Raw genomic sequence first — 20,355 nt, 5'->3', positions numbered from 1 at the left:
CCAGCGCCCGGTAGGCGCGTTCGGCAGGACCGGCACGTCCTGGCGGGTGAGGATCAGCGCCGTGGGGCCGCCGGTGTTCTCCAGGGCCATGCGCCAGCAGGCGGCGGTCTCGTTGGCGTCGGCGGGCCGGAGCACCGTCAGCCCGGGAATGAGCCGCAGGGACTCGATGTGCTCGATGGGCTGGTGGGTCGGCCCGTCCTCGCCGACGGCGATCGAGTCGTGGGTGAAGACGTAGACGACGGGCAGCCGCATCAGCGCCGCCAACCGCAGGGACGGCCGCAGGTAGTCCGAGAACACCAGGAACGTGCTGCCGTAGGGCCGGAGTCCCCCGTGCAGCGCCATGCCGCCGAGCACCGCGGCCATGCCGTGTTCGCGGATCCCGAAGTTCAGGGTGCGCCCGCCGAAGTCGTGCCGGGCCACGGGCCGCGTGCCCGGGATGGTGGTCTTCGTGGATCCCGCGAGGTCCGCCGAGCCGCCCACGAGTTCGGGCAGGACCGGACCGACGGCGGCGAGGGTCTGCCCGGAGGCCGTACGGGTGGCCGTGCTCGCACCGTGCGGGAATTCCGGCAGCCGCGCGGCGGTCCCGGCGGGAAGCCGTCGGGCGAGCGCGCGCTCCCATTCGGCGGCCAGCTCGGGGTGCAGGGCGGCCCACTCCTCGCGCACGGCCTGCCACTTGCCGTGCGCCGCTCGCCCCCGCTCGGTGATATGCCCGCAGTACCCGGCTACCTCGGGCGGGGTCACGAACGGCCGGTCCGGCCAGCCGAAGCGCTCCCGCAGCGCGGCCACCTCATCGGCGCCCAAGGGCGCCCCATGGACGGTGTTCGTGCCCGCCAGGGTAGGTGAGCCGTAGCCGAGCGTGGTCCGCACCGCGATGAGACTCGGACGGTCCCCTTCGGCGGACGCCTCGCGGTAGGCCTCCGTGAGCGCCCTGAGATCGTTGCCGTCGCCGACCTCGATCGTGTGCCAGCCGTACGACGCGAAGCGGGTGAGTACGTCGTCGCTGCAGCTCTGCGCTGCCGGGCCGTCGATCGTCATGTTGTTGTCGTCGAAGATCACGGTGAGTTTGCCCAGGCCGAGGTGTCCGGCGAGCGATCCGGCCTCGTGGCTCACGCCCTCCATGAGGTCGCCGTCGCTCGCGAGGACCCACGTGCGGTGGTCGAGGACCGTGTGCCCGGGCGTGTTCAGCCGCGCAGCCAGCATCCGCTCGGCGAGGGCCATCCCCACCGCGTGCCCCAGGCCCTGCCCCAGGGGGCCTGTGGTCATCTCAACGCCGGGGGTGTGCCCGTGCTCGGGGTGCCCCGGGGTCCGCGAGCCCCACTGGCGGAACTGGCGCAGCTCCTCCAGCGGCACGTGGTAGCCGCACAGGTGCAGGAGCGCGTAGAGGAGCGCCGAGCCGTGCCCGGCCGACAGGACGAAGCGGTCGCGGTCGGGCCAGTCCGGCGATACGGGGTCGTGGCGCAGGAAACGGGACCACAGAATCCAGGCGGCCGGGGCCGCACCGAGGGGAAGCCCGGGGTGGCCGCTGCGGGCGCTCTCGACCATGTCCACGGCGAGCATCCGCAGCGTCGCGATCGCGCGGCCGTCGAGGTCGCGCGGCGCGGGGGCGAGATCGCCGGGAGCCGCCGTGGTGCGGGTCGCGGGGGAGGGGGAGAACGTGCTCATCGGATGGCCTCCTCAGCGCGTCGCCGCAGTTCGGCGACTGCGGACTCCAGACCACGGGGAGCGCGGAACAGTGCGCTGCCCGCGCAGAAGGTGCGCGCGCCGGCTTGGGCGGCGCCGTCGATGGTCTCGGTCGTGATACCGCCGTCGACCTCAAGCTCGATGTTCCGCTCCGGTGCGGCGGCGTCGAGCAGGCCCCGGGCCGCCGCGATCTTGCGTTCCTGGGAGGCGAGGTAGGCCTGGCCGCCGAAGCCCGGGTTCACCGTCATGATGAGCAGCAGGTCGACGAGGTCGATGACGTGTTCGACCAGAGACAACGGGGTGGCGGGATTGATCGCCACTCCGGCCCGCACACCGAGACCGCGGACCGTCTGGAGCGTGCGGTGCAGGTGCGTGGCCGCCTCGGCGTGCACGATGATCGTCGCGCAGCCCGCGTCCACCCAGCGGGGCAGCAGGCGGTCGGGGTCGTCGACCATGAGGTGCGCCTCGAACGGCAGCTCGACGAGGGGACGGCAGGACGCCACGGTGTCCGGCCCGAAGGTCAGGTTGGGAACGAAGCGGCCGTCCATGATGTCCCACTGGATCCGGTCGGCACCGGCCTTTTCCAGTTGCCGGCAGGCCTCGCCGAGGTTGGCGAAGTCGGCGGGCAGTACCGAGGGGACGATGAGCGGTCTCGATGCGGGTGGTGTCACCGGGGCTCCTATCGTCGGGTGGATGCGAACTGAACGCGCGGTGCTGCCGTGGGCGACAGTGGCCAGCGGTCGGCAGTGTGTTACCGGACGGTAGAAACGCGGGGCCCTCCGAAGGATCCCCCATCCGGGGGAACTCAGGGGGGAGCGGGGCGGGCCCCTACCCCGCCCCCGGGCAATGCGTGATCATGCGTGCAGATTACGCTCTGTGCATGGAACGTCGTCCCCTGCGACTGGTCCTCATCGATGACCACGAGATGGTGCTCCACGGCCTCAAGGCGATGCTGTCCCGGTACGACAGCCGGGTCCGCATCGTCGGGCACACGCCCGAGGTGCGGGAGGCGGAGCACATGGTCACCACGCTCAATCCCGATGTCGTGCTGTGCGACGTACGGCTGCGCGGCGCGAGCGGACTCGACCTGTGCCGCCGCCTCCTGGATCGGCAGCCCGCCCGGCGGGTCGTCTTCCTCAGTGTGTACGACGACGAGCAGTACCTGTTCCAGGCGCTGCGCGCGGGCGCGTCGGGTACCTGCTCAAGCGGGTGGGAGGCGAGGAACTGGTCCGCCATCTGGAGCAGGTCGCCTCGGGTGAGACCGTCATCGACCCGACACTGGCCGGGCGCGCGGCCGCCTCCGCCGCCCATCTGCACAGCGGCGAGTTCTGGCCGGGCTCGCGCATGGGGTTGACGCAGCGTGAGAGCGAGGTCCTGGCGCTGCTCGTCTCGGGTCTGTCCAACCGGGCCATCGCCCAGCGTCTCGTAGTGGGGGAGGAGACGGTCAAGAGCCATCTGCGGACCCTCTACCGCAAGCTGGAGGTGGGCGACCGCGCGGCGGCCGTCGCGGTCGCCTCCGCGAAGGGATCTTCCGGTGACGGCGCACGGACTGGGGCTGCCCGACCGCGACCGCGAGATCGAGGTCCTGCTCCGGCTGACCGAGCTCTTCTCCAGCGAGTGCGAGGCAGAGGCACTGGCCGGGGGGCTGTCCCGGATCGCCAACGACGTCGTGCCGGCGGACGCGTGCGCGGTCCTTGTCCTCGACAGGCGGCGCTCGCTGTGCCTGCTCGGTGCCACCGGCCCGGCGTCGGAGCTGGTCGGCACCGCCGAGGTGCCACTGGGGCAGGGGGTGAGCGGATGGGCCGCGAGCCACGGGCGCCCCCTCGCGGTGCCCGATCTCACCGCTGATCCGCGCGGGCGGGACGAGCCGCTTCGCGCGGCGGGCCTGGCGAACCTTGTCGCGCTTCCCATGCGGGTGCGTTCCCGCGGTGCGGTCGGGGTTCTGGTGGCGGGATGGCGCCGTCCGGGCGGGTTTCGGGTGGCGGAGACGGAACTGCTCGCCTCGCTGGGCGACCTGGCCGCCGTGGCACTGCAGCAGGCCCGGCTGCGCCGGCAGCGAGCGGACCGCCGCAGGACGCGCGAGGCACTGAGCGAGCAGGCGGTGGCGGCCCAGGAGGCCGAGCGGCGCTGGCTCGCCGCCGAGATCCACGACGGCGTCTCGCAACGTCTGGTCAGCCTCTCCTTCCGTCTCGCCGCCGCCGCGGACGCGCTGGACAACGCCCCCGGATTCGCCGCCGAGCAGTTGCGGGTCGCCCGGGAGCTGGCGGATCTGGCCCTTGTGGAGACCCGGGCCGCGATCACCGGGCTGCGCCCCCCGGTACTCGACGATCTCGGGCTGGCCGACGGTCTGGAGAGCCTGGCGCGCACCGCCCCGTTCACTCGGGTCACCGTGGAGGCCGACCGGTTCCGGCTGCCCGACCACGTGCAGACGATGCTGTTCCGCATCGCACAGGAGGCGGTGCAGAACGCCACCAAGCACGCCGAGGCCGAACACCTGCGCATCGAGCTGCGCCACCGTCCGGACGAGGTGGTCATGCTCGTCGTGGACGACGGGTGCGGCTTCGACCGCGCCGGCGTACCCCCGTCGCCCGAGCGCTACGGGCTGACCGGTATGGCGGAACGGGCCAGGCTCATCGGCGCCGAGTGCGAGACGGTCTCCGCCCAGGGGCGGGGGACCATGGTGCGGGTCACCCTGCCACTGCAGGACGGGGAGGAGCCCGGTACCACCGGCCAGGGCGAAGGCGGCTGACCTGGCCTTACGTCCCCGCCTCGCCGGCCGTCCAGTGCCGCGGTGCGGCGGTGTCCGCGCCGGCGAAGCGCCATCCCCCGCCGTGCCGGACCAGGTCGTCGACGGCGAGCAGCGTCGTGGCGGTGCTCTGGCGGTGGGACACCGCGTGCCAGGGCCGGCTCAGGGGCACACCCGGCATCTCGACCGTTACCAGCCGGTCCGCGGCGAGCTCGTCGGCCACCGCGTCGTGCGACACCAGTGACACCCCGAGTCCGGCGACGGCTCCGGCCACCACGGCGCCGTTGGATCCCAGCGTGAGGCGGGGCGGGTCGATCTCGAGACCGGTGAGCAGCGACTCGCAGGTCGAGCGGGCTCCCGAACCGGGCTCGCGGAGCAGCCAGGTAGCGGTGGCCGGAGTGAAACCGCGCGCCACCTCCGCGCTCGCCACGATGACCAGGGTGTTGGAGCGCACGGCGCGCACGGCCGCATCGCCGGCCGTCGGGGGCCGCCCGGCGATGGCGAGGTGCACCTCGTGCGCCTCGAGCAGCGCCCACACCCGGTCCTTGTTGGCGACCTCCAGGTGCAGCCCGACCTGCGGGTAGCGGCGGCGGAAGCCGGCGAGCCAGGCCGGCAGGACATGGTCGGCGGCCGTCGTTACCGCGGCGAGCCGGATCTCTCCCTGGTCCGGAGCGAGCTCGCCCCGCGCGGCGGCGGCCCCTTGGTCGAGCAGTCCGAGAACCCGCCTGGCATAGCCGGCGTAGACCTCGCCCGATGGTGTCAGGCGGATCCCCCGGCCTACGCGCGCCGTGAGCGGAACCCCCACTTCGCGTGTGAGCGCCGCGATGGCCGCCGACACCGCGGGTTCGGAGACGACCAGGCGGTCGGCGGCGGCGCGGACCGACCCCGTGTCGGCGAGGGCGACGAAGGCGCGGAGTTTGGCGTTGGCCACTGGCCACCTCTCTTAAATATTTACTTAAGCATAGGCGGTAAATATCTCATGGACGTTATAAGTGTCGGGTGGCGAGGATGGCCCTGTCGATACGCAGACGGCCATGGAAGAAGGACACATGTCGGATTCCGGGCGCTGGGGCGCCGGAGTGATCCCCTACGCAGAAATGGGCTATTGGCAACCGGACTACGAGCCGAAGGACAGCGATGTGCTGGCCGCGTTCCGTGTCACTCCGCAACCGGGCGTTCCGCCTGAGGAGGCCGGAGCGGCGGTCGCGGGCGAGTCGTCGACGGCCACCTGGACCGTGGTCTGGACCGACCGCCTCACGAGCTACGAGCAGTACCAGGCCAAGTGCTACAGGGTCGAGGCGGTTCCCGGCCAGGAGGGCCAGTACATCGTCTACATCGCCTATAGCCTCGACCTGTTCGAGGAGGGGTCGATCGCGAACCTGACCTCCTCCATCATCGGCAACGTCTTCGGGTTCAAGGCGCTGCGCGCGCTGCGGCTGGAGGACATGCGCATCCCGTCGCACTACGTCAAGACGTTCCAGGGGCCGGCGCACGGCATCGTCATGGAGCGCGAGTACCTGAACAAGTACGGGCGCCCGCTGCTCGGCGCGACCGTGAAGCCCAAGCTGGGGCTCTCCGCGCGGAACTACGGCCGTGTGGTCTACGAGGCGCTGCGCGGCGGGCTGGACTTCACTAAGGACGACGAGAACATCAACTCCCAGCCGTTCATGCGCTGGCGCGACCGGTTCCTCTACTGCATGGAGGCGGTCAACCTGGCACAGGCGGAGACCGGGGAGATCAAGGGGCACTACCTGAACGTCACCGCCGCCACGATGGAGGAGATGTACGAGCGTGCCGAGTTCGCGCGCGAACTCGGCAGTGTGATCGTGATGATCGACCTCACCGTCGGCTACACCGCCATCCAGTCGATGGCGAAGTGGAGCCGCCGCAACGGCATGCTGCTGCACCTGCACCGCGCGGGGCACTCGACCTATACGCGGCAGAAGGCGCACGGGGTGAGCTTCCGCGTCATCGCCAAGTGGATGCGGCTGGCCGGCGTCGACCACATCCACGCCGGGACCGTGGTGGGAAAGCTGGAGGGCGATCCCAACTCGGTGCGGGGCTTCTACGACGTGCTGCGGCTCGGCCGGGTACCCGCCGACCCGGTGCGCGGGCTGTACTTCGAGCAGGACTGGGCCTCCATGCCGGGTGTGATGCCGGTGGCGTCCGGCGGGATCCACGCCGGGCAGATGCACGAACTGCTGCACTACCTGGGCGAGGACGTCGTCCTGCAGTTCGGCGGGGGCACGATCGGCCACCCGATGGGGATCGCGGCCGGCGCGGCCGCGAACCGCGTCGCGCTGGAGGCGATGATCAAGGCCCGCAATGAGGGTCGGGACTTCCTCGCCGAGGGCAGGGACATCCTGCGCTCGGCGGCCAGGCACAGCAACGAGCTCGACATGGCGTTGGGGACCTGGGGGGACATCACGTTCACCTACGAGTCCACCGACACCCCCGATGTCGTCGCGACCCCGACCACGAACTGACCCGGAGGGCAGTGTGCGCATCACCCAGGGAACGTTCTCGTATCTGCCCGACCTCACCGACGAGGAGATCTCCCGCCAGGTGGAGTACGCCCTCGGCCACGGTTGGGCCGTTTCCGTCGAGTTCACCGACGACCCGCACCCGCGCAACGACTACTGGCAGATGTGGGGGCTGCCGATGTTCGACCTCCCCGCCCCCGACGCGGTGCTCTACGAGGTCAACGAGTGCCGCCGCGCGTACCCGGAGCACTACGTCCGGGTCAACGCCTACGACGCCGGCTACGGTCGCCAGACCACCGCGTTGTCGTTCATCGTGCAGCGGCCCGCCGTCGAGCCCGGATACCGCCTCGACCGGACGGAAGGGTCCGACCGGCGCATCCGGTTCGCGGTGCACCCCTACGCGCTGGACCGGCCGCGCGGTGACCGGTACGGACAGGATCCCGCGTCATGACGGAGACCACCGGTAACGGGAACGGGGCGGCGTCCCGCCCCTCCTTCGGGATGGCGCGCCCCGGCGCGCCGTCCCGCGCCGCCTCGGACGCGGACGCCGCCGAGGCGCAGGAGGGCGCGGAGGCGGCGCCGCTGCCGCCCGACACCGTCATCGACCTCGCCGCCGCCCGCTCCAACTCCGGGGTCGACGAGGTGCTGGAGGCGCTCGACAGGGAGGTGATCGGCCTCGTTCCGGTCAAACGGCGGATCGCCGAGATCGCCGCGCTGCTGCTGGTCGACCGGGCGCGAGCGCGTTTCGGCCTGACGGCGTCCCGGCCGAGTCTGCACATGTCGTTCACCGGCAGCCCGGGCACGGGCAAGACCACCGTAGCCCTGCAGATGGCCAACCTGCTGCACAGGCTGGGATACCTGAGGAAGGGGCACCTCGTCGCCGTCACCCGCGACGACCTTGTCGGGCAGTACGTGGGGCACACTGCGCCGAAGACGAAGGAGGTGCTCAAGCGCGCCATGGGCGGGGTGCTCTTCATCGACGAGGCGTACTACCTCTACCGGGCGGAGAACGAGCGCGACTACGGACAGGAGGCCATCGAGATCCTGCTGCAGCTCATGGAGAACCAGCGCGAAGACGTCGTGGTGATCCTGGCCGGCTACCACGACCGGATGGAGGCGTTCTTCGCCTCGAACCCGGGGATGAGCTCGCGCATCGCCCACCACATCGACTTCCCGGACTACACGCTGGACGAGCTGCTGGCGATCGCGCGGCTGATGGTGGAGCGTGAGCAGTACCGGCTGTCGCCGCAGGCGGAGGACACGCTCGCCGAATACCTGCGGCGGCGCATGCGGCGGCCGCGGTTCGCCAACGCGCGCAGCGTCCGCAACGCGCTGGAACGGGCGCGGCTGCGGCACGCTCAGCGACTGATCACCGGGGAGGACCAGCAGTGCGGCCTGGAGGAGCTGACGCGGCTGGAGCCCGCGGACTTCCGGGCGAGCCGGGTCTTCGACGATGGGGGAGAGCAGGGCGCGGCGGCATACGCGGGCCGCAGCCTGGAAGGCTGAACAGCGCGGCACCTCCGCGCCGCCGTCTTTGAGCCCGGTACCCGCCCGCGCCCGCACCGGGCTCACCGCGGTTCTTCTCGCTCCTCCCCGCAGGCGGGCCACCATGGTCGCGGAGTGCTGACCGCCGCCCGCGGTCCCGGGCGGCGGTCCTGGAGCAAGGGGCCGGATCCCGCTCCAGTGCGCCGTCCGGGAATCCGGCATACTTGGCGGGACTTTGCGCAGGCCACGTACTGTCCCGCCGTGCCGGGCGCTCCAGCGGCGAATAGCCGAGCGAACCCGACCGGCTCCCCGCGCGTGTCCTGAGCGATACGGCCGAAGACTTTTCGCCGAGTCCGAGGCCGTTGGCGCCTGCCCCATTCCGCCGGGGCCGCGTCCCCTGTACAGGAGGAGCCAATGAGGTACGACGCCGACCTCAACAACAACAAGTTAAGGACCCAGCTTCGAGATATTCTCGGTCCCTATCCCGATTTCGATCTCGTCCTCAAAACCATTGAGGAGGCCATCTACGAGGAAGCGGCCCGCCGCCACCCCACCAACGCGCCTGTGGATGACGATGGGCACGCCCTGGCCCGAGGTATGTACCAGGCCGCCGAGGTCATCAGAGCCGCCCGACTCAACACTCCGGAGACCACCGAGCCGAACGGATACGCCTCCTGGTCGACCGCGGATGTCGAACCGTCGCCGTTCGCGGCGGAGGAGCTTCCTGCCGACGCCGCATCGGGATGGTCGCCCGGGGCGCGCGGGCAGTGGACACCGGGCGACCAGCTCTACGTCACGGACACGCTGGACGCGTACTCCCGGATGGAGGACGCCTACTCCCGGTTGGAGGACGCCTACTCCCGGTTGGAGCGCGCCGCGCCGGCGCGCTCCCCGTGCACCGCGTCGAGCGGGCATGTGCCGCGTCATCGCCAGGTCGATCTGCTCTACCCCTGAACGCCGCCGGTAGGACGCAGGCGGTACCGGGGGCCGTATAGCGGCGCACAACCCGGATCAGGGCTCCGCGGTCCTCTCATACGGGGGGTCGCGGGGGATGTGCCCCGCAGGCACGGGCGGCCGACCGTGAGGCCGTTCCCGCCGCCGTGGAGCACACCGCGGGTGCGGACGGCGGCGGGAAGGTCCGACTTCGGGGGCGGTCGCGGGGACGCGTGCTGCCCGAAAACCCGGCGGTCCCCGGCGGAATCGGGGCCGGGGTGGGTACGGAGAGGCCTCTTCGCACCCACCCCGGCGCGGGTGTGCGGGTCAGCCGGTGGCCACTTCTCCCGGCTCCACGGTCAGGGTGGTGCCGTCGGAGAAGGCGACGTCGATCGGTGACGTTTCGGGGTTGAACGCCACGTGGCTACGTGTGCCGCCCTCCTCGAACACCGCGTAGTGGGCGGTATCAGCGGTGACGGAGGTGTCCACGTGGCCCATTCCGGCGAGCGTGGTGAGCCACTGGTAGGTGTGCGCCTTCGACGACCCGTCTTCGGGCTCGTAGCTCTGCCACTGCTCCTCGAACGCGGCCAGCGCGCCTTGGGCGTCCGACAGCGCGCGATGCGCCCAGTGGATGTCGCGCCACGTCTCGGGTTCCCCGCCGATCCGATCCGTCAGGGAGTCGTACATCGCCCCCGCGTGCTCGGGATCGTGGCCGAGGTAGAGGGAGGCCGCGGTGATCGGCAGGTAGTTGATGCCGTAATGCTCCTCGTCGGCACCGTCCCACCAGATCCGGTAGTCGCCGCCGTCGCCCCAGATCATCGCGGCGATATCGGGGTCGAACTCCTCGGGGAAGACGTCGCCGTCGGCGTTCTGCCAGTAGCGGCTCATCGCCGAGGCCTGCGTGGTGTGCATGTACACCCCCAGGTCCCGCAGCTCCTCGTCTCCGGTGGACGCGCCGAAGAGGGCGGTGGCCGCCGCGAAGTGCATGCCCTCGGAGGAGGACTCCTGGTTGTTCCCCGAACCGAAGCCGGCGTGGCCGGAGGCCCAGCCGTGGCCCGCGTAGGGGGAGAAGGACCTGAGGAAGGGGAACATCTCGTCGTCGCGGTCGGGGCTGTTGGCGTCCCGGATGAGCAGCTTGATCATCCCGCCCCAAGCGTCGTCGGCGGCCCAGTCACGGTCGTAGCGGGCGACAGTGGCTGCGGCCTGGATGTAGTACCCGTAGTGGAAGTCGTGGTCGTTGATCTGCTCGTCCGCTCCGAAGCTGGAGGGGTAGCCGATCATGGTGTGCCACGTCTCGTCGTAGTAGAACCGGCCGTCACCGTTCGAGTCGGCGGTCAGCCAGTCCTCCAGCCTCTCCCGGAGCAGGTCCAGGAGCGCGTCGCGCCCCTCGGTGTAGTCGATGGACTCGGCGATCGGAACCAGTTGCGCGAGCCGCCCCAGCGCCTTGCCGGTCCAGTAGGTGTCGGTGGCCCCCTTCCAGGGATCGTCGGCGTTCAGCTCCTCGTCGATCAGTCGGCGCAGCCGGTCGTGGTCGGCCTCGTCAACGGTGGGCATGCTCGGCAGCAGGCCGTGGGTGGTGAGCTCGGTGGTGAAGCCGTCCCCCTCCACGACACGCATCTCCCCGCGCGGGGAGGCGTAGCTCAGGTCGGTGAGCTCCGTGCCGCTCTCCTTCCACTGGTGGGGGTAGAGCGCGAGCAGGCTCCCGGTCTCCGGGCCCTCGCGCGCCTCGGTGGCGACGTTGTAGTCGGTGCTCAGCGTCGCGGCCGCCTCGTCGTAGTCGTAGGACACGGTGGTGTCGGTCACGAACGAGTAGGCGTAGGGCTCGAAGGTCGCCAGGTCGTCCGGGCTCGTCAGCAGCGCCACCGAGACATAGCCCGGGGACTCGTCCTCGGTGCGCAGCACGGTTCCGGACTCCGTCCAGGCGGTCGCGGACGGGGCGAACAGGGCGTAGTGGTTGCCGTTGACGGTGGCACCGACGACGGAGCCTCGTCGTGCCAGATATCGGGCTCCGCGGCGAAGGTGACCTCGGCCGCCCCGCCGTCGAGGTCGGCGTAGGCGAAGGGGAGGCCCTGCCCGATCGTGGCGCGCAGGGTCCGCTGCCCGTCGGACCACTGGGGGGTGACGGTCCAGTCGCTGTAGTCGGCGACGCGGGTGTCGGGTGACTGGAGGCCCTGGACGCCGAGGGTGAGGTCGGGGCTGTGGCCGAATTCGTACTTCAGGCCGTCGGCCACGATCTCGGGCTCGCTGGAGTAGCCGATCTCCAAGCCGTCCTCGGAGGGGTGGAACGAGAGGGGATGGGCGAACAGGTTCTCGCCGTACGGGTTGTCCGAGTAGCGGGGGAAGATCAGCGACGACCACCAGTCGTTGGTGGTCGGCGGCTGGTCGAGGTCCTCGGTGACCGTGGGCTCGACGGGCGCGCCGTCCATGTCGCCGGGGCCGGACTCACCCGAGGGGAGGGTGGTGGTGTAGCTGCCCGCCCCGGTCTCGACTTCGTCGGCCCATGCCGGAGCGGCATGGGGGGTTATGAGCACGGCGCTGAGGAGCGTGGCCGTGATGGGGATACGCCGCCATCGGCGGCGTTGTTCGGTGGGCATCTTCGCGGACTTCCTCTCATGGTGCGGGCGGTTGGTCCTTTCGTTTGGGAGCGCTCCCACAGTGGTGTGTAACACGCAAGGGGTTGCCGTGAGAACCGGGTCTCGTCGGAGAATTTCAAACTGAAAACAATATTTCCTTTTTGTTGGTCTCATGCGACCGGTCGCGCACCGCTCCCCCTGTTTCCGCGGGCGGCTCGTCGGTGGCCGCCTTTCCATGCCTTCGGAGTCGCGGCCGCGCATCCGCTTCGGGTGCGGGCCGGGTAACGATTCCGTTTCACCGCATTGCGCGGGGATTGACGCGCTCCCCTCCGAGGGAGTCCTCTTGTGGGAGCGCTCCCACACTAAGAGGCTGGGATGCGATCATGGGTTTCGCCTGGGTAAGGGGCCGCACTATGACCAGATGTGCGCGCGGTGGACGAGCGGCCGCCGCGGTCGTGATGAGTGGAGTGTTGCTGGCGACGGCCGCGTGCAGCGGTGGTGGGGACGCCGCCGATGGCGACGTCGAGCTGGTGATCGAGACGTTCGGCACCTTCGGCTACGAGGAGCTCATCGAGGAGTTCGAGCAGGAGACCGGCATCGCCGTCGAGGAGCGGGTCTACGGCGAGCTCGAGGACTGGAACGAGCAGCTCACCCAGAACATCGCCGCGGGCAGCGGCCTCGGTGACGTGGTGGCGATCGAGGAGGGCATCGTCCTCGACGTCATGCAGTCGGCGGACGCCTTCCACGACCTGTACGACTACGAGGCCGGTGAGATGGAGGGCGACTTCCTGCCGTGGAAGTGGGAGCTGGGGCACACCCCGGAAGGCAGTTGCTGGGCCTTGGCACCGACATCGGCGGAATGGCGATCTGCTACCGCGCCGACTACTACGAGGAGGCGGGTCTGCCCAGCGACCGGGAGGAGGTCTCGGAGCTCTGGGAGACATGGGAGGACTTCGTCGAGGTCGGCGAGGAGTTCGCCGAATCCGATGTCGACGCCGCCTTCGTGGACACAACCACGGAGTTCAGCAACGCGATCATGCGGCAGTCCGGCGATGTGATGTTCTTCGACGAGGACGGCGAGCTGATCATCGAGGAGAGCGAGTCCGTCGACTATGCCTGGGACATCGCCGGACAGATGATCGAGAAGGACCTCACCGCGCAGCTGGAGATGTGGTCCGACGACTGGACCGCCGCGATCCAGGCCGGCACCTTCGCGACGATGCCCTGCCCCTCCTGGATGCTCGGGCAGATCGAGGAGAACGCCGGCGAGGACAGCGAGGGCCTGTGGGATGTGGCCGAGGTTCCCGGCGGCGGCGGCAACTGGGGCGGGTCCTGGCTGGCCGTGCCCGCCCAGACCGACCACCCCGAGGAAGCCGCGGAACTGGCCCGCTTCCTGACCGGGCCCGAAGGGCAGCTGGGTGCCTGGGAACTGCGGAACAACCTGCCGTCCTCCCCTGAGGTGCTGCAGAGCGATGAGGTGCGGGGGCACACCAACGGCTACTTCCGCGACGCGCCGGTCGGGGAGATCTACGCCGAAGGCGCACTGGAACTGGAGCCGGTCTTCTTCGGCCTCAACCACTTCCCGGTGCAGCAGAGGACCAACACCGAGGCGCTGCTGTCCTGGGAGCAGGGGCAGGCCACCCGGGGCGAGGCCTGGGACCAGGCCGTGGCGGAAGCCGAACGGATCGCCGGGTAGCCGCTCCGGCGGCCCGGCTCCCGCGCCCCCTTCGCGGCGGGGCCGAACCGCCCCGCCTTCCCCAGGGGCCGGGCCGCCACCCCCACGAACGAGACGGCCGCGCCGAGGCCGTGCCGGTCCGGCGGGGGAGCCGCCTGCGGCCCCACCGCACGGGTCCCGACCGGCCTCGCGCATGGGGGCCGGCGCCGCTTTCCGCCGGACCGGCCCCGCCGCCGGGCACGGCAACCGTGCCGCAGAGCAGAAAGGAGGGAGGGGCTTGCCCCCCACGGCTCACGCCGGAGGCCTCCGCCCCGGGAAACGATGAGAGTCCTCAACCACGACGAGGCCTCCGCGGACGTCGGGCCGCCCGCGCCGCCGGACGCCCCGAGGGAGAGCCAACGGCGGCGGGAACGCCGGCAGGCGCTGCGTTCCCGGCTGGACATCCGGTTGTCCCCCTACCTGTTCGTGGCCCCCTACTTCGTGCTGTTCGGTGTCTTCGGCCTGTTCCCCGTGCTGTTCACCTTCTGGATATCGCTGCACGACTGGGGGCTGCTCGCGGGCAACCAGGGGTTCATCGGACTGGATAACTACACGTTCCTGGCCGGCGACGCCAAGTTCTGGCGGGCCCTGGTCAACACCCTGGGCATCTTCGTCATCGCGGTCGTCCCGCAACTGGTGATCGCGCTGTTGCTGGCCGACACCCTCAACCGGCGGATCCGGTGGCGCGGATTCTTCCGGGTCGGGGTGATCATCCCCTACGTCACCTCGATCGCGGCGATGGCGGTCATCTTCGGGCAGCTCTTCGGCCGGGACTTCGGGCTGATCAACTACACGCTGGACTTCCTCGGCCTCGGGACCGTCGACTGGCCCAACGAGCGCTTCGCCTCCTGGGTCGCGATCGCCGCGATGATCGACTGGCGCTGGACCGGGTTCAACACGTTGATCTACCTCGCCGCCATGCAGGCGATCCCGCGGGACCTGTTCGAGGCCGCGGCCCTCGACGGCGCGTCGCGGATGCGCCAGTTCTGGCAGATCACCATCCCGATGGTGCGGCCCACCATCATGTTCACCGTCATCATCGCCACGATCGGCCAGATGCAGTTGTTCACCGAGCCGGTGATCTTCGGCCGAGGGTACGAGGGCGGCACCCAGGGCCAGTTCCAGACCGTGGCGATGCTGATGTTCCAGGAGGCCATGGATTACCAGAACTTCGGCTACGGCGCCGCGATCGCCTGGGTGATCTTCCTGTTGATCGTGCTGTTAGCGCTGATCAACGTGCTGTTCATCAGTCGCATCCGCAGTGCGGACTAAGTGATGCCGGAGATGACGACCATGCCTACCTCCACGGACGCACCCCAGCGGTCCGCACCTCGCGGCGGTACGCCGATCCGGCCGCTCCAGCGGCGCCGCACCTGGGGGGTCTCTCCGGTGCGCGAAGCCGGACCACTCACCTACATAGCGCTGACCTTCGCGGTCCTCCTTTTCATTTTCCCGCTGTACTGGATGTTCGTGGTCGCCACACGCGGCAACGCGGCGATCGCCCAGCGGCCCCCCGCGATCGCCCCCGGCGGCGAGTTCGCCGAGAACGTCGCGCGGACCTTGGAGAACGAGCAGGCCAACTTCGCGCTGGGACTGATGAACTCCGCCATCGTGGCCTCGGTCACCGCGGTGTCGGTGGTGCTCTTCTGCTCCCTCGCGGGCTTCGCCCTGGCCAAGCTGCGCTTCACCGGCCGCAACGCGATCACCCTCGGCGTGATCCTCACGATGATGGTGCCGGTCCAGATGGCCGTCGTCCCGATGCTGATCATGATGGACGCCTTCGACTGGCGCGGTGATCTCAAGGCGGTCATCCTCCCGTTCATGTGCACCGGGTTCGGCGTGTTCATGATGCGGCAGTACGCCCTGCAGGGCGTGCCCACCGAGCTGCTGGAGTCGGCCAGGCTCGACGGCTGCTCGACGATCCGGACGTTCTGGAGCGTGGTGCTGCCCGCGCTGCGTCCGGCCATGGTCGTGCTCGGCCTGCTGACCTTCATGCAGAACTGGAACGAGTTCATCTGGCCGATCGCGGTGCTCGGCCCCGACAACCCCACGGTGCAGGTATCGATCAACCAGCTCAACCGCGGCTACACGACCGACTTCGCGCTGATGTTCACCGGCGCGACCTTCGCGACCCTGCCCCTGCTACTGGTTTTCGTCCTGTTCGGCCGCCAGCTCATCGGCGGCATCATGGAAGGTGCGATCAAAGGGTGACTTCCCACTACTCTCTCTCCTCCCGCTCCTCGGCCGTGGCCGCGCCGCCCCTCCCGCAACCCGAGGCCTCCTTCGAGACGCGCTTTCCCGCGGACTTCGCCTGGGGCGCCGCCACCGCCGCGTTCCAGATCGAGGGCGCCACCCGGGCCGACGGGCGGGGCGTGAGCATCTGGGACACGTTCTCGGCGACGCCCGGGCACGTCATCGGCGGCGGCACCGGGGAGCCGGCATCGGACCACTACCGGCGCTACACCGAGGACGTGGCGCTGCTGAAGTCCCTGGGGATCGGCAACTACCGGTTCTCCCTCGCCTGGCCCCGCATCCAGCCGGACGGAACCGGCCCGGGGAACCCCGCGGGCCTCGACTTCTACGACCGGCTCGTCGACGAGCTGCTCGCGGGAGGGATCGAGCCGTGGCCGACGCTGTACCACTGGGACCTGCCGCAGCCGCTTGAGGACGCGGGGGGCTGGCCGGCCCGAGACACCGCCCTGAGGTTCGCCGACTACGCCGAGACCGTCTACGGGCGCCTGGGAGACCGGGTGGGTACCTGGTGCACCGTGAACGAGCCGTGGGTGATCGCCTTCCTCGGCTACGCCTCCGGAGAACACGCTCCGGGGCGCCGCGAGCCGGCTTCCGCCCTCGCGGCCGTGCACCACCTGCTGCTCGCTCACGGGCTGGCGGCCGCGGCGATCCGGGACCCCGGAGTACCGGGTGCGCCCGCTGTGGGGATCGCGCTCAACCCCCAGCCGATCCGGCCGCACAGCGGCTCCGTGGCCGACCTGGACGCGGCACGCCGGGTCGACGGTGTGCGCAACCGGATCTTCCTCGATCCGCTGTACCACGGCCGCTACCCCGACGACGTCCAGGCGGACCTCGCCGGCGTCTCGGACTTCGCCTTCGTGCGGGACGGGGACCTGCCGGCTATCGCGGCGCCACTGGACTTCCTCGGGGTCAACTACTACAGCCCGGCGAGCGTGACGGGGGCCGCCGGAGCGGTCGACCGCGAACTGCTGGAGCCGGACGGCGCCGACCCCTCCCCCCTGGTGGGCTGCGAGAACGTCGGTCTCCTGAGCGGAGCGGCGCCGCGGACCGACCAGGACTGGGAGGTGGACGCCAGCGGCCTGACCGAGCTGCTCGTCCGGCTGGCGGTGGATTACCCGGGAACGCCGCTGTACGTGACCGAGAACGGCGCGTCCTACCGGGACGAGATCGGCGACGACGGCGCCGTCCACGACCCCCGGCGGGTCTCCTACCTCGACCAGCACGTGCGCGCCGCCCACGCCGCCCTGGCGGCCGGGGCGCCCGTCAAGGGGTATTTCGTGTGGTCCCTGCTGGACAATTTCGAGTGGGCCTACGGCTACCGCGAACGGTTCGGGATCATCTACGTCGACTACGACACGCAGCGCCGGATCGTCAAGGACAGCGGCCGGTGGTACGGCCGGCTGGCCTCGACCGGTGCCGTGCCCCCGCTCGACGGGTCCGCCTGACGTGGGAGAGGGCGAACAGAACCCGCCTGGCGTGCGCGAAGATGGAGAAGGGCGCGTCCCGGGGCCACCGGCGTGCCAGGCGAGGACTGGGGGCGAGATGAGCGGCCGACAACGGCCGACGCTGGAGATGGTCGCCGAGCGGGCGGGCGTCGGACGCGGCACGGTGTCCCGCGTCATCAACGGCTCCGCACGCGTCAGCGAGCTGACCAGGAAGGCCGTGCTGCAGGCGGTGGCGGAACTGGGCTACGTGCCCAACCACGCCGCGCGCACCCTGGTCACCCGGCGCACTGACACAGTGGCGCTGGTGGCCTCCGAGCCGCACGAGCGGGTCTTCGCCGAGCCGTTCTTCGCGCAGGTCGTCAAGGGCGTCAGCGGGGTGCTGAACGAGCGCGGCCTCCAACTGCTGCTGACCATGGTCGCCTCAGGTGCGGAGCACGAGCGGGCGAGCCAGTACCTGACCAGGGATCACGTGGACGGGGTACTGCTCGTCTCCGAGCACCGGGACGATCCGCTGCCGGCGCGGCTGGCCGAGTCCGGGGTCCCCTGCGTGCACGGCGGCCGCCCGCTGGGCCGGGAGCGGGAGCACCTCAGCTACGTCGACATCGACAACATCGGCGGCGGGTACATGGCCACGCGACACCTGCTGGCCGGTGGCCGGCGTGCCGTCGCGACGATCACCGGGCCGCAGGACATGGTGGCCGGCGTGGAGCGGCTGCGCGGCTACGAGAAGGCCCTGCGCGATGCCGGCCGGCAGCCGGTCCCGGAGCGGATCGCGACCGGGGACTTCAGCTACGAGGGCGGCGCGCAGGCCATGCGGGAGCTGCTGCGCACGGCTCCCGAACTGGACGGGGTCTTCATCGCCTCGGATCTGATGGCGATGGCGGCGCTGCGCGTCCTGCGCGAGGCCGGCCGCGCCGTTCCGGAGGACGTGGCCGTGGTCGGCTACGACGACATATCCATCGCGCTGCACGCGGATCCGCCGCTCACCACGGTGCACCAGCCCGCCGAGCGGATGGGCCAGGAGATGGCGCGGCTGCTCGCCGACCGGATCTCGTGGACTCCCGGTGACCACTCCGCGGTCGCCGACCCGGGGGCGGCCACGGTGATCCTCGATACCCACCTGGTCGTGCGGGACACCACGTGACCCCGGTGCGGCGCCGACACGGCCCTGGGAGGCGGCTGGTCTCCGCCGCGGCGGCCCTGGTGTTCCCGCGGTGCTCAAGGAGCCGCGGGAACACCAGGGCGGGCGTCACCGCGTTCCCTCCCCCTTCGTGATTATCGCGCGGGTCGTCTCCTCGTCGACGAACCACGAGGCGAGGCCGGGCGGGTCGTTGAAGCCGTTGACGAAGCGGTCGGCGAGCTCCTGGTCGCGGTTGGCGGCCACGCACATGTCGATCACGTAGGGCGGGGTGTAGTGCAGCCGCGCCGCGATCTCCCCGGTGAAGTGCCCCGCATACTCCATGTAGCGCGCGAAGGTCCGGGACATGAACTCCTCGTCGAAGGGCGCGTCCTCCTGTTCGAGGATGGAGCGCAGGTAGATCTCGGCGGCCTTGCTGGCGTTGTTGGCGTCCTGCTGGAGAGCGGGAGAGGTCACCACCACGGTGTCGCCCATCCCCATCACGAGCCGGCCGCTCGGCGTCCGCGCGGCCGGGTGGCGCACCAGGGGATTCGCCTGATCCAGGGCCACGGCCTGGTCGTCGGCGAGTTCGGCCCCGGCGTAGACCTCGTACCGGTGCGGTAGGAACTCCCGCATCAGGTCGAGCATCCGATCGAGATGCCCCTGCGGCGTGATCCGCTTCGGCCAGTCGGCGAGAGCGCCGTCGGCGGGGCCCGTGAGGAAGACCAGGCGGCACCGGCCGTTCACCGAGTAGGTCGGCCAGGAGATCATGTGGCCCAGGCCGGGCACGAGGTCGACGCCGATCCCGTCCCGGTCGGGATTGCCGTCGATCTCCTCGACGTAGGCGATCGCGGTCGCGACCGGTGGCATCCGGGCCAGGGGACGCGCGCTGTCGACGGAGAACATCTCGGCGAGCCCGCTGTGCCCGGCGGCGATGATCGTCAGGTCGAACATCTCGGCGAGATGGTCGAGGTCGGAGACCGTGGCCCCGTGAATGATCACCTTGCCGCCCCGATGCTCGAAGAGGTCGAGCCATGTCGACATCTTGACCCGCTCGTCGATCGATTGCGCGGGGGCCGCGAGTCGGCCGGTCCAATCGAAGGGGGGCATCTCCCCGCTGGCGGATATCCGGAAGTCGGTGATCGGCTGGGCCGCGTCGTCCCAGAAACCGAGGTCGTACTCACGCTCGGCCCGGCGCGGCTCGTCGTAGAGGATCTGTACGGAGACCGCCCGCCCCATGTGCAGCTCATCCGGGTCGTGCACGGTCATGACCGTCACGTCGTAATCGTGTGCCAGCAGTGACAGTGCGAGCTGCAGGCCCGACTGCCCACCCCCAACGATCAGCACTCTCCGCATTGGTCCCCTCCGCTATGGCATATCGCACACGAATGTGAAAGCGCAGGGAGTTATGGTTGTGGCGTACTGTCCGATTTGTCAAACTACAATCAGGCCTATACGTGCATTGATTACTTTCCGTTATCGATTTCGGGTTCTGTTGGTTTCCCCTTCTCGTTCCCGGTGGTCGTACCGCCAATTCCGCGGGTCGGCCGCACACCGTCATGGGGCCGCGTCAAACCATTCTGAGCTGCGATTCTCTGTTGGCGGCCGCAGCTCGCGAGGGAGTTCGCGCACGTGGCCCGATCGAGCGGATCCGCTGTTAGCGCCATGACAGTGCGCACAGCCGTGTGCTCCTTCCGGCCTCCCGTCCCGTACTCACCGGTTCGGGTGTCCCCGTTGCGGCGAGCGGGGTGATTCCGGCGGCGGGGAGGGGCCTGACGTACGGCTGTGCCTGTGGCGCCGGTGGAAACGAAGGCCGGAGGAGGCGCGCCTGTCCTCCGGCGACCTTCTCCGCGAACCGCGGCCCTGTTCCTCGCACCGCTGTTTCCGCCGACGAGGCGGGAGGGGCGCCGCGTCTGTGCGGGTGGT

The 20,355-nt window shown here is 70.3% G+C and carries 14 protein-coding genes and 3 pseudogenes; 12 read left to right on the top strand and 5 right to left on the bottom strand.

Annotated elements, in window-relative coordinates:
• Positions 1–75: 75 nt before the first annotated feature.
• Positions 76–1,542: pseudogene (locus VS93_RS15210) on the bottom strand (transketolase family protein); the annotation flags it as partial.
• Positions 1,543–1,658: 116 nt separating this feature from the next.
• Positions 1,659–2,351 (bottom strand): ribulose-phosphate 3-epimerase, encoded by a 693-nt coding sequence (gene rpe / locus VS93_RS15205; protein WP_046470586.1) that lies wholly within the window; start codon positions 2,349–2,351, stop codon positions 1,659–1,661.
• A 185-nt stretch (positions 2,352–2,536) separates the two neighbouring features.
• Between rpe and VS93_RS15200 the strand changes: the two genes are divergently transcribed.
• The 3 genes and pseudogenes from VS93_RS15200 to VS93_RS15195 all read left to right on the top strand — a co-directional run bounded on the left by VS93_RS15200 (position 2,537) and on the right by VS93_RS15195 (position 4,429).
• Positions 2,537–3,034 carry a response regulator gene (locus VS93_RS15200; protein WP_236700565.1) on the top strand — a complete coding sequence of 166 codons (498 nt, stop codon included), beginning with the start codon at positions 2,537–2,539 and terminating at the stop codon, positions 3,032–3,034.
• Positions 3,025–3,135 (top strand): annotated as a pseudogene (locus VS93_RS31755) (response regulator transcription factor); the annotation flags it as partial. The gene VS93_RS15200 and the pseudogene VS93_RS31755, both read left to right, overlap by 10 nt.
• Positions 3,136–3,214: 79 nt before the next feature.
• Positions 3,215–4,429 carry a GAF domain-containing sensor histidine kinase gene (locus tag VS93_RS15195; RefSeq protein WP_046470585.1) on the top strand — a complete coding sequence of 405 codons (1,215 nt, stop codon included), beginning with the start codon at positions 3,215–3,217 and terminating at the stop codon, positions 4,427–4,429.
• A 7-nt stretch (positions 4,430–4,436) separates the two neighbouring features.
• Here the strand turns inward: VS93_RS15195 and VS93_RS15190 are convergent, their stop codons facing one another.
• Positions 4,437–5,357, bottom strand: a complete 921-nt coding sequence (locus VS93_RS15190) for a LysR family transcriptional regulator (RefSeq protein ID WP_046470584.1) — start codon at positions 5,355–5,357, stop codon at positions 4,437–4,439.
• 118 nt (positions 5,358–5,475) lie between these two features.
• Here VS93_RS15190 and VS93_RS15185 point away from each other — a divergent pair, with 118 nt between their 5' ends.
• The 4 genes from VS93_RS15185 (at position 5,476) to VS93_RS15170 (ending at position 9,348) form a co-directional block, all read left to right on the top strand.
• Positions 5,476–6,912: a form I ribulose bisphosphate carboxylase large subunit gene (locus VS93_RS15185; protein ID WP_046470583.1), complete on the top strand. Its 1,437-nt coding sequence runs from the start codon at positions 5,476–5,478 to the stop codon at positions 6,910–6,912.
• Between the two features lie 13 nt (positions 6,913–6,925).
• Positions 6,926–7,360 (top strand): ribulose bisphosphate carboxylase small subunit, encoded by a 435-nt coding sequence (locus VS93_RS15180; RefSeq protein WP_046470582.1) that lies wholly within the window; start codon positions 6,926–6,928, stop codon positions 7,358–7,360.
• Entirely contained in the window at positions 7,357–8,415 is a 1,059-nt protein-coding gene (cbbX, locus tag VS93_RS15175; RefSeq protein WP_046470581.1) for a CbbX protein, read from the top strand. The genes VS93_RS15180 and cbbX overlap by 4 nt, the downstream gene beginning before the upstream one ends.
• Before the next feature lie 393 nt (positions 8,416–8,808).
• Positions 8,809–9,348, top strand: a complete 540-nt coding sequence (locus VS93_RS15170) for a hypothetical protein (protein WP_046470580.1) — start codon at positions 8,809–8,811, stop codon at positions 9,346–9,348.
• 306 nt (positions 9,349–9,654) lie between these two features.
• On the opposite strand, the pseudogene VS93_RS15165 reads toward VS93_RS15170, so the two are convergent.
• Positions 9,655–11,921: pseudogene (locus VS93_RS15165) on the bottom strand (glycosyl hydrolase).
• Between the two features lie 772 nt (positions 11,922–12,693).
• On the opposite strand from VS93_RS15165, the gene VS93_RS15160 reads away from it, so the two are divergent.
• The 5 genes from VS93_RS15160 to VS93_RS15140 all read left to right on the top strand — a co-directional run bounded on the left by VS93_RS15160 (position 12,694) and on the right by VS93_RS15140 (position 18,456).
• Complete coding sequence (locus VS93_RS15160; protein ID WP_236700564.1) at positions 12,694–13,596, top strand: ABC transporter substrate-binding protein; 903 nt, start codon at positions 12,694–12,696, stop codon at positions 13,594–13,596.
• Between the two features lie 300 nt (positions 13,597–13,896).
• Entirely contained in the window at positions 13,897–14,886 is a 990-nt protein-coding gene (locus VS93_RS15155) for a carbohydrate ABC transporter permease (protein WP_082126909.1), read from the top strand.
• Between the two features lie 21 nt (positions 14,887–14,907).
• Entirely contained in the window at positions 14,908–15,825 is a 918-nt protein-coding gene (locus VS93_RS15150; RefSeq protein WP_236700563.1) for a carbohydrate ABC transporter permease, read from the top strand.
• Between the two features lie 35 nt (positions 15,826–15,860).
• Positions 15,861–17,312, top strand: a complete 1,452-nt coding sequence (locus VS93_RS15145; RefSeq protein WP_046470602.1) for a GH1 family beta-glucosidase — start codon at positions 15,861–15,863, stop codon at positions 17,310–17,312.
• A gap of 97 nt (positions 17,313–17,409) precedes the next feature.
• Positions 17,410–18,456: a LacI family DNA-binding transcriptional regulator gene (locus VS93_RS15140; protein WP_046470579.1), complete on the top strand. Its 1,047-nt coding sequence runs from the start codon at positions 17,410–17,412 to the stop codon at positions 18,454–18,456.
• 105 nt (positions 18,457–18,561) lie between these two features.
• Here VS93_RS15140 and VS93_RS15135 read toward each other — a convergent pair whose 3' ends face one another.
• On the bottom strand, positions 18,562–19,785 hold the full coding sequence (locus tag VS93_RS15135) for a styrene monooxygenase/indole monooxygenase family protein (protein ID WP_046470578.1): 1,224 nt from the start codon (positions 19,783–19,785) through the stop codon (positions 18,562–18,564).
• Between the last annotated feature and the right edge of the window lie 570 nt (positions 19,786–20,355).

It is taken from the genome of Allosalinactinospora lopnorensis, from assembly GCF_000981225.1.
In the GTDB taxonomy this organism is placed as follows: domain Bacteria; phylum Actinomycetota; class Actinomycetes; order Streptosporangiales; family Streptosporangiaceae; genus Allosalinactinospora; species Allosalinactinospora lopnorensis.
The sequence above is the reverse complement of the archived record's forward strand: the minus strand, read 5'-3'. Positions and strand labels throughout refer to the sequence as shown.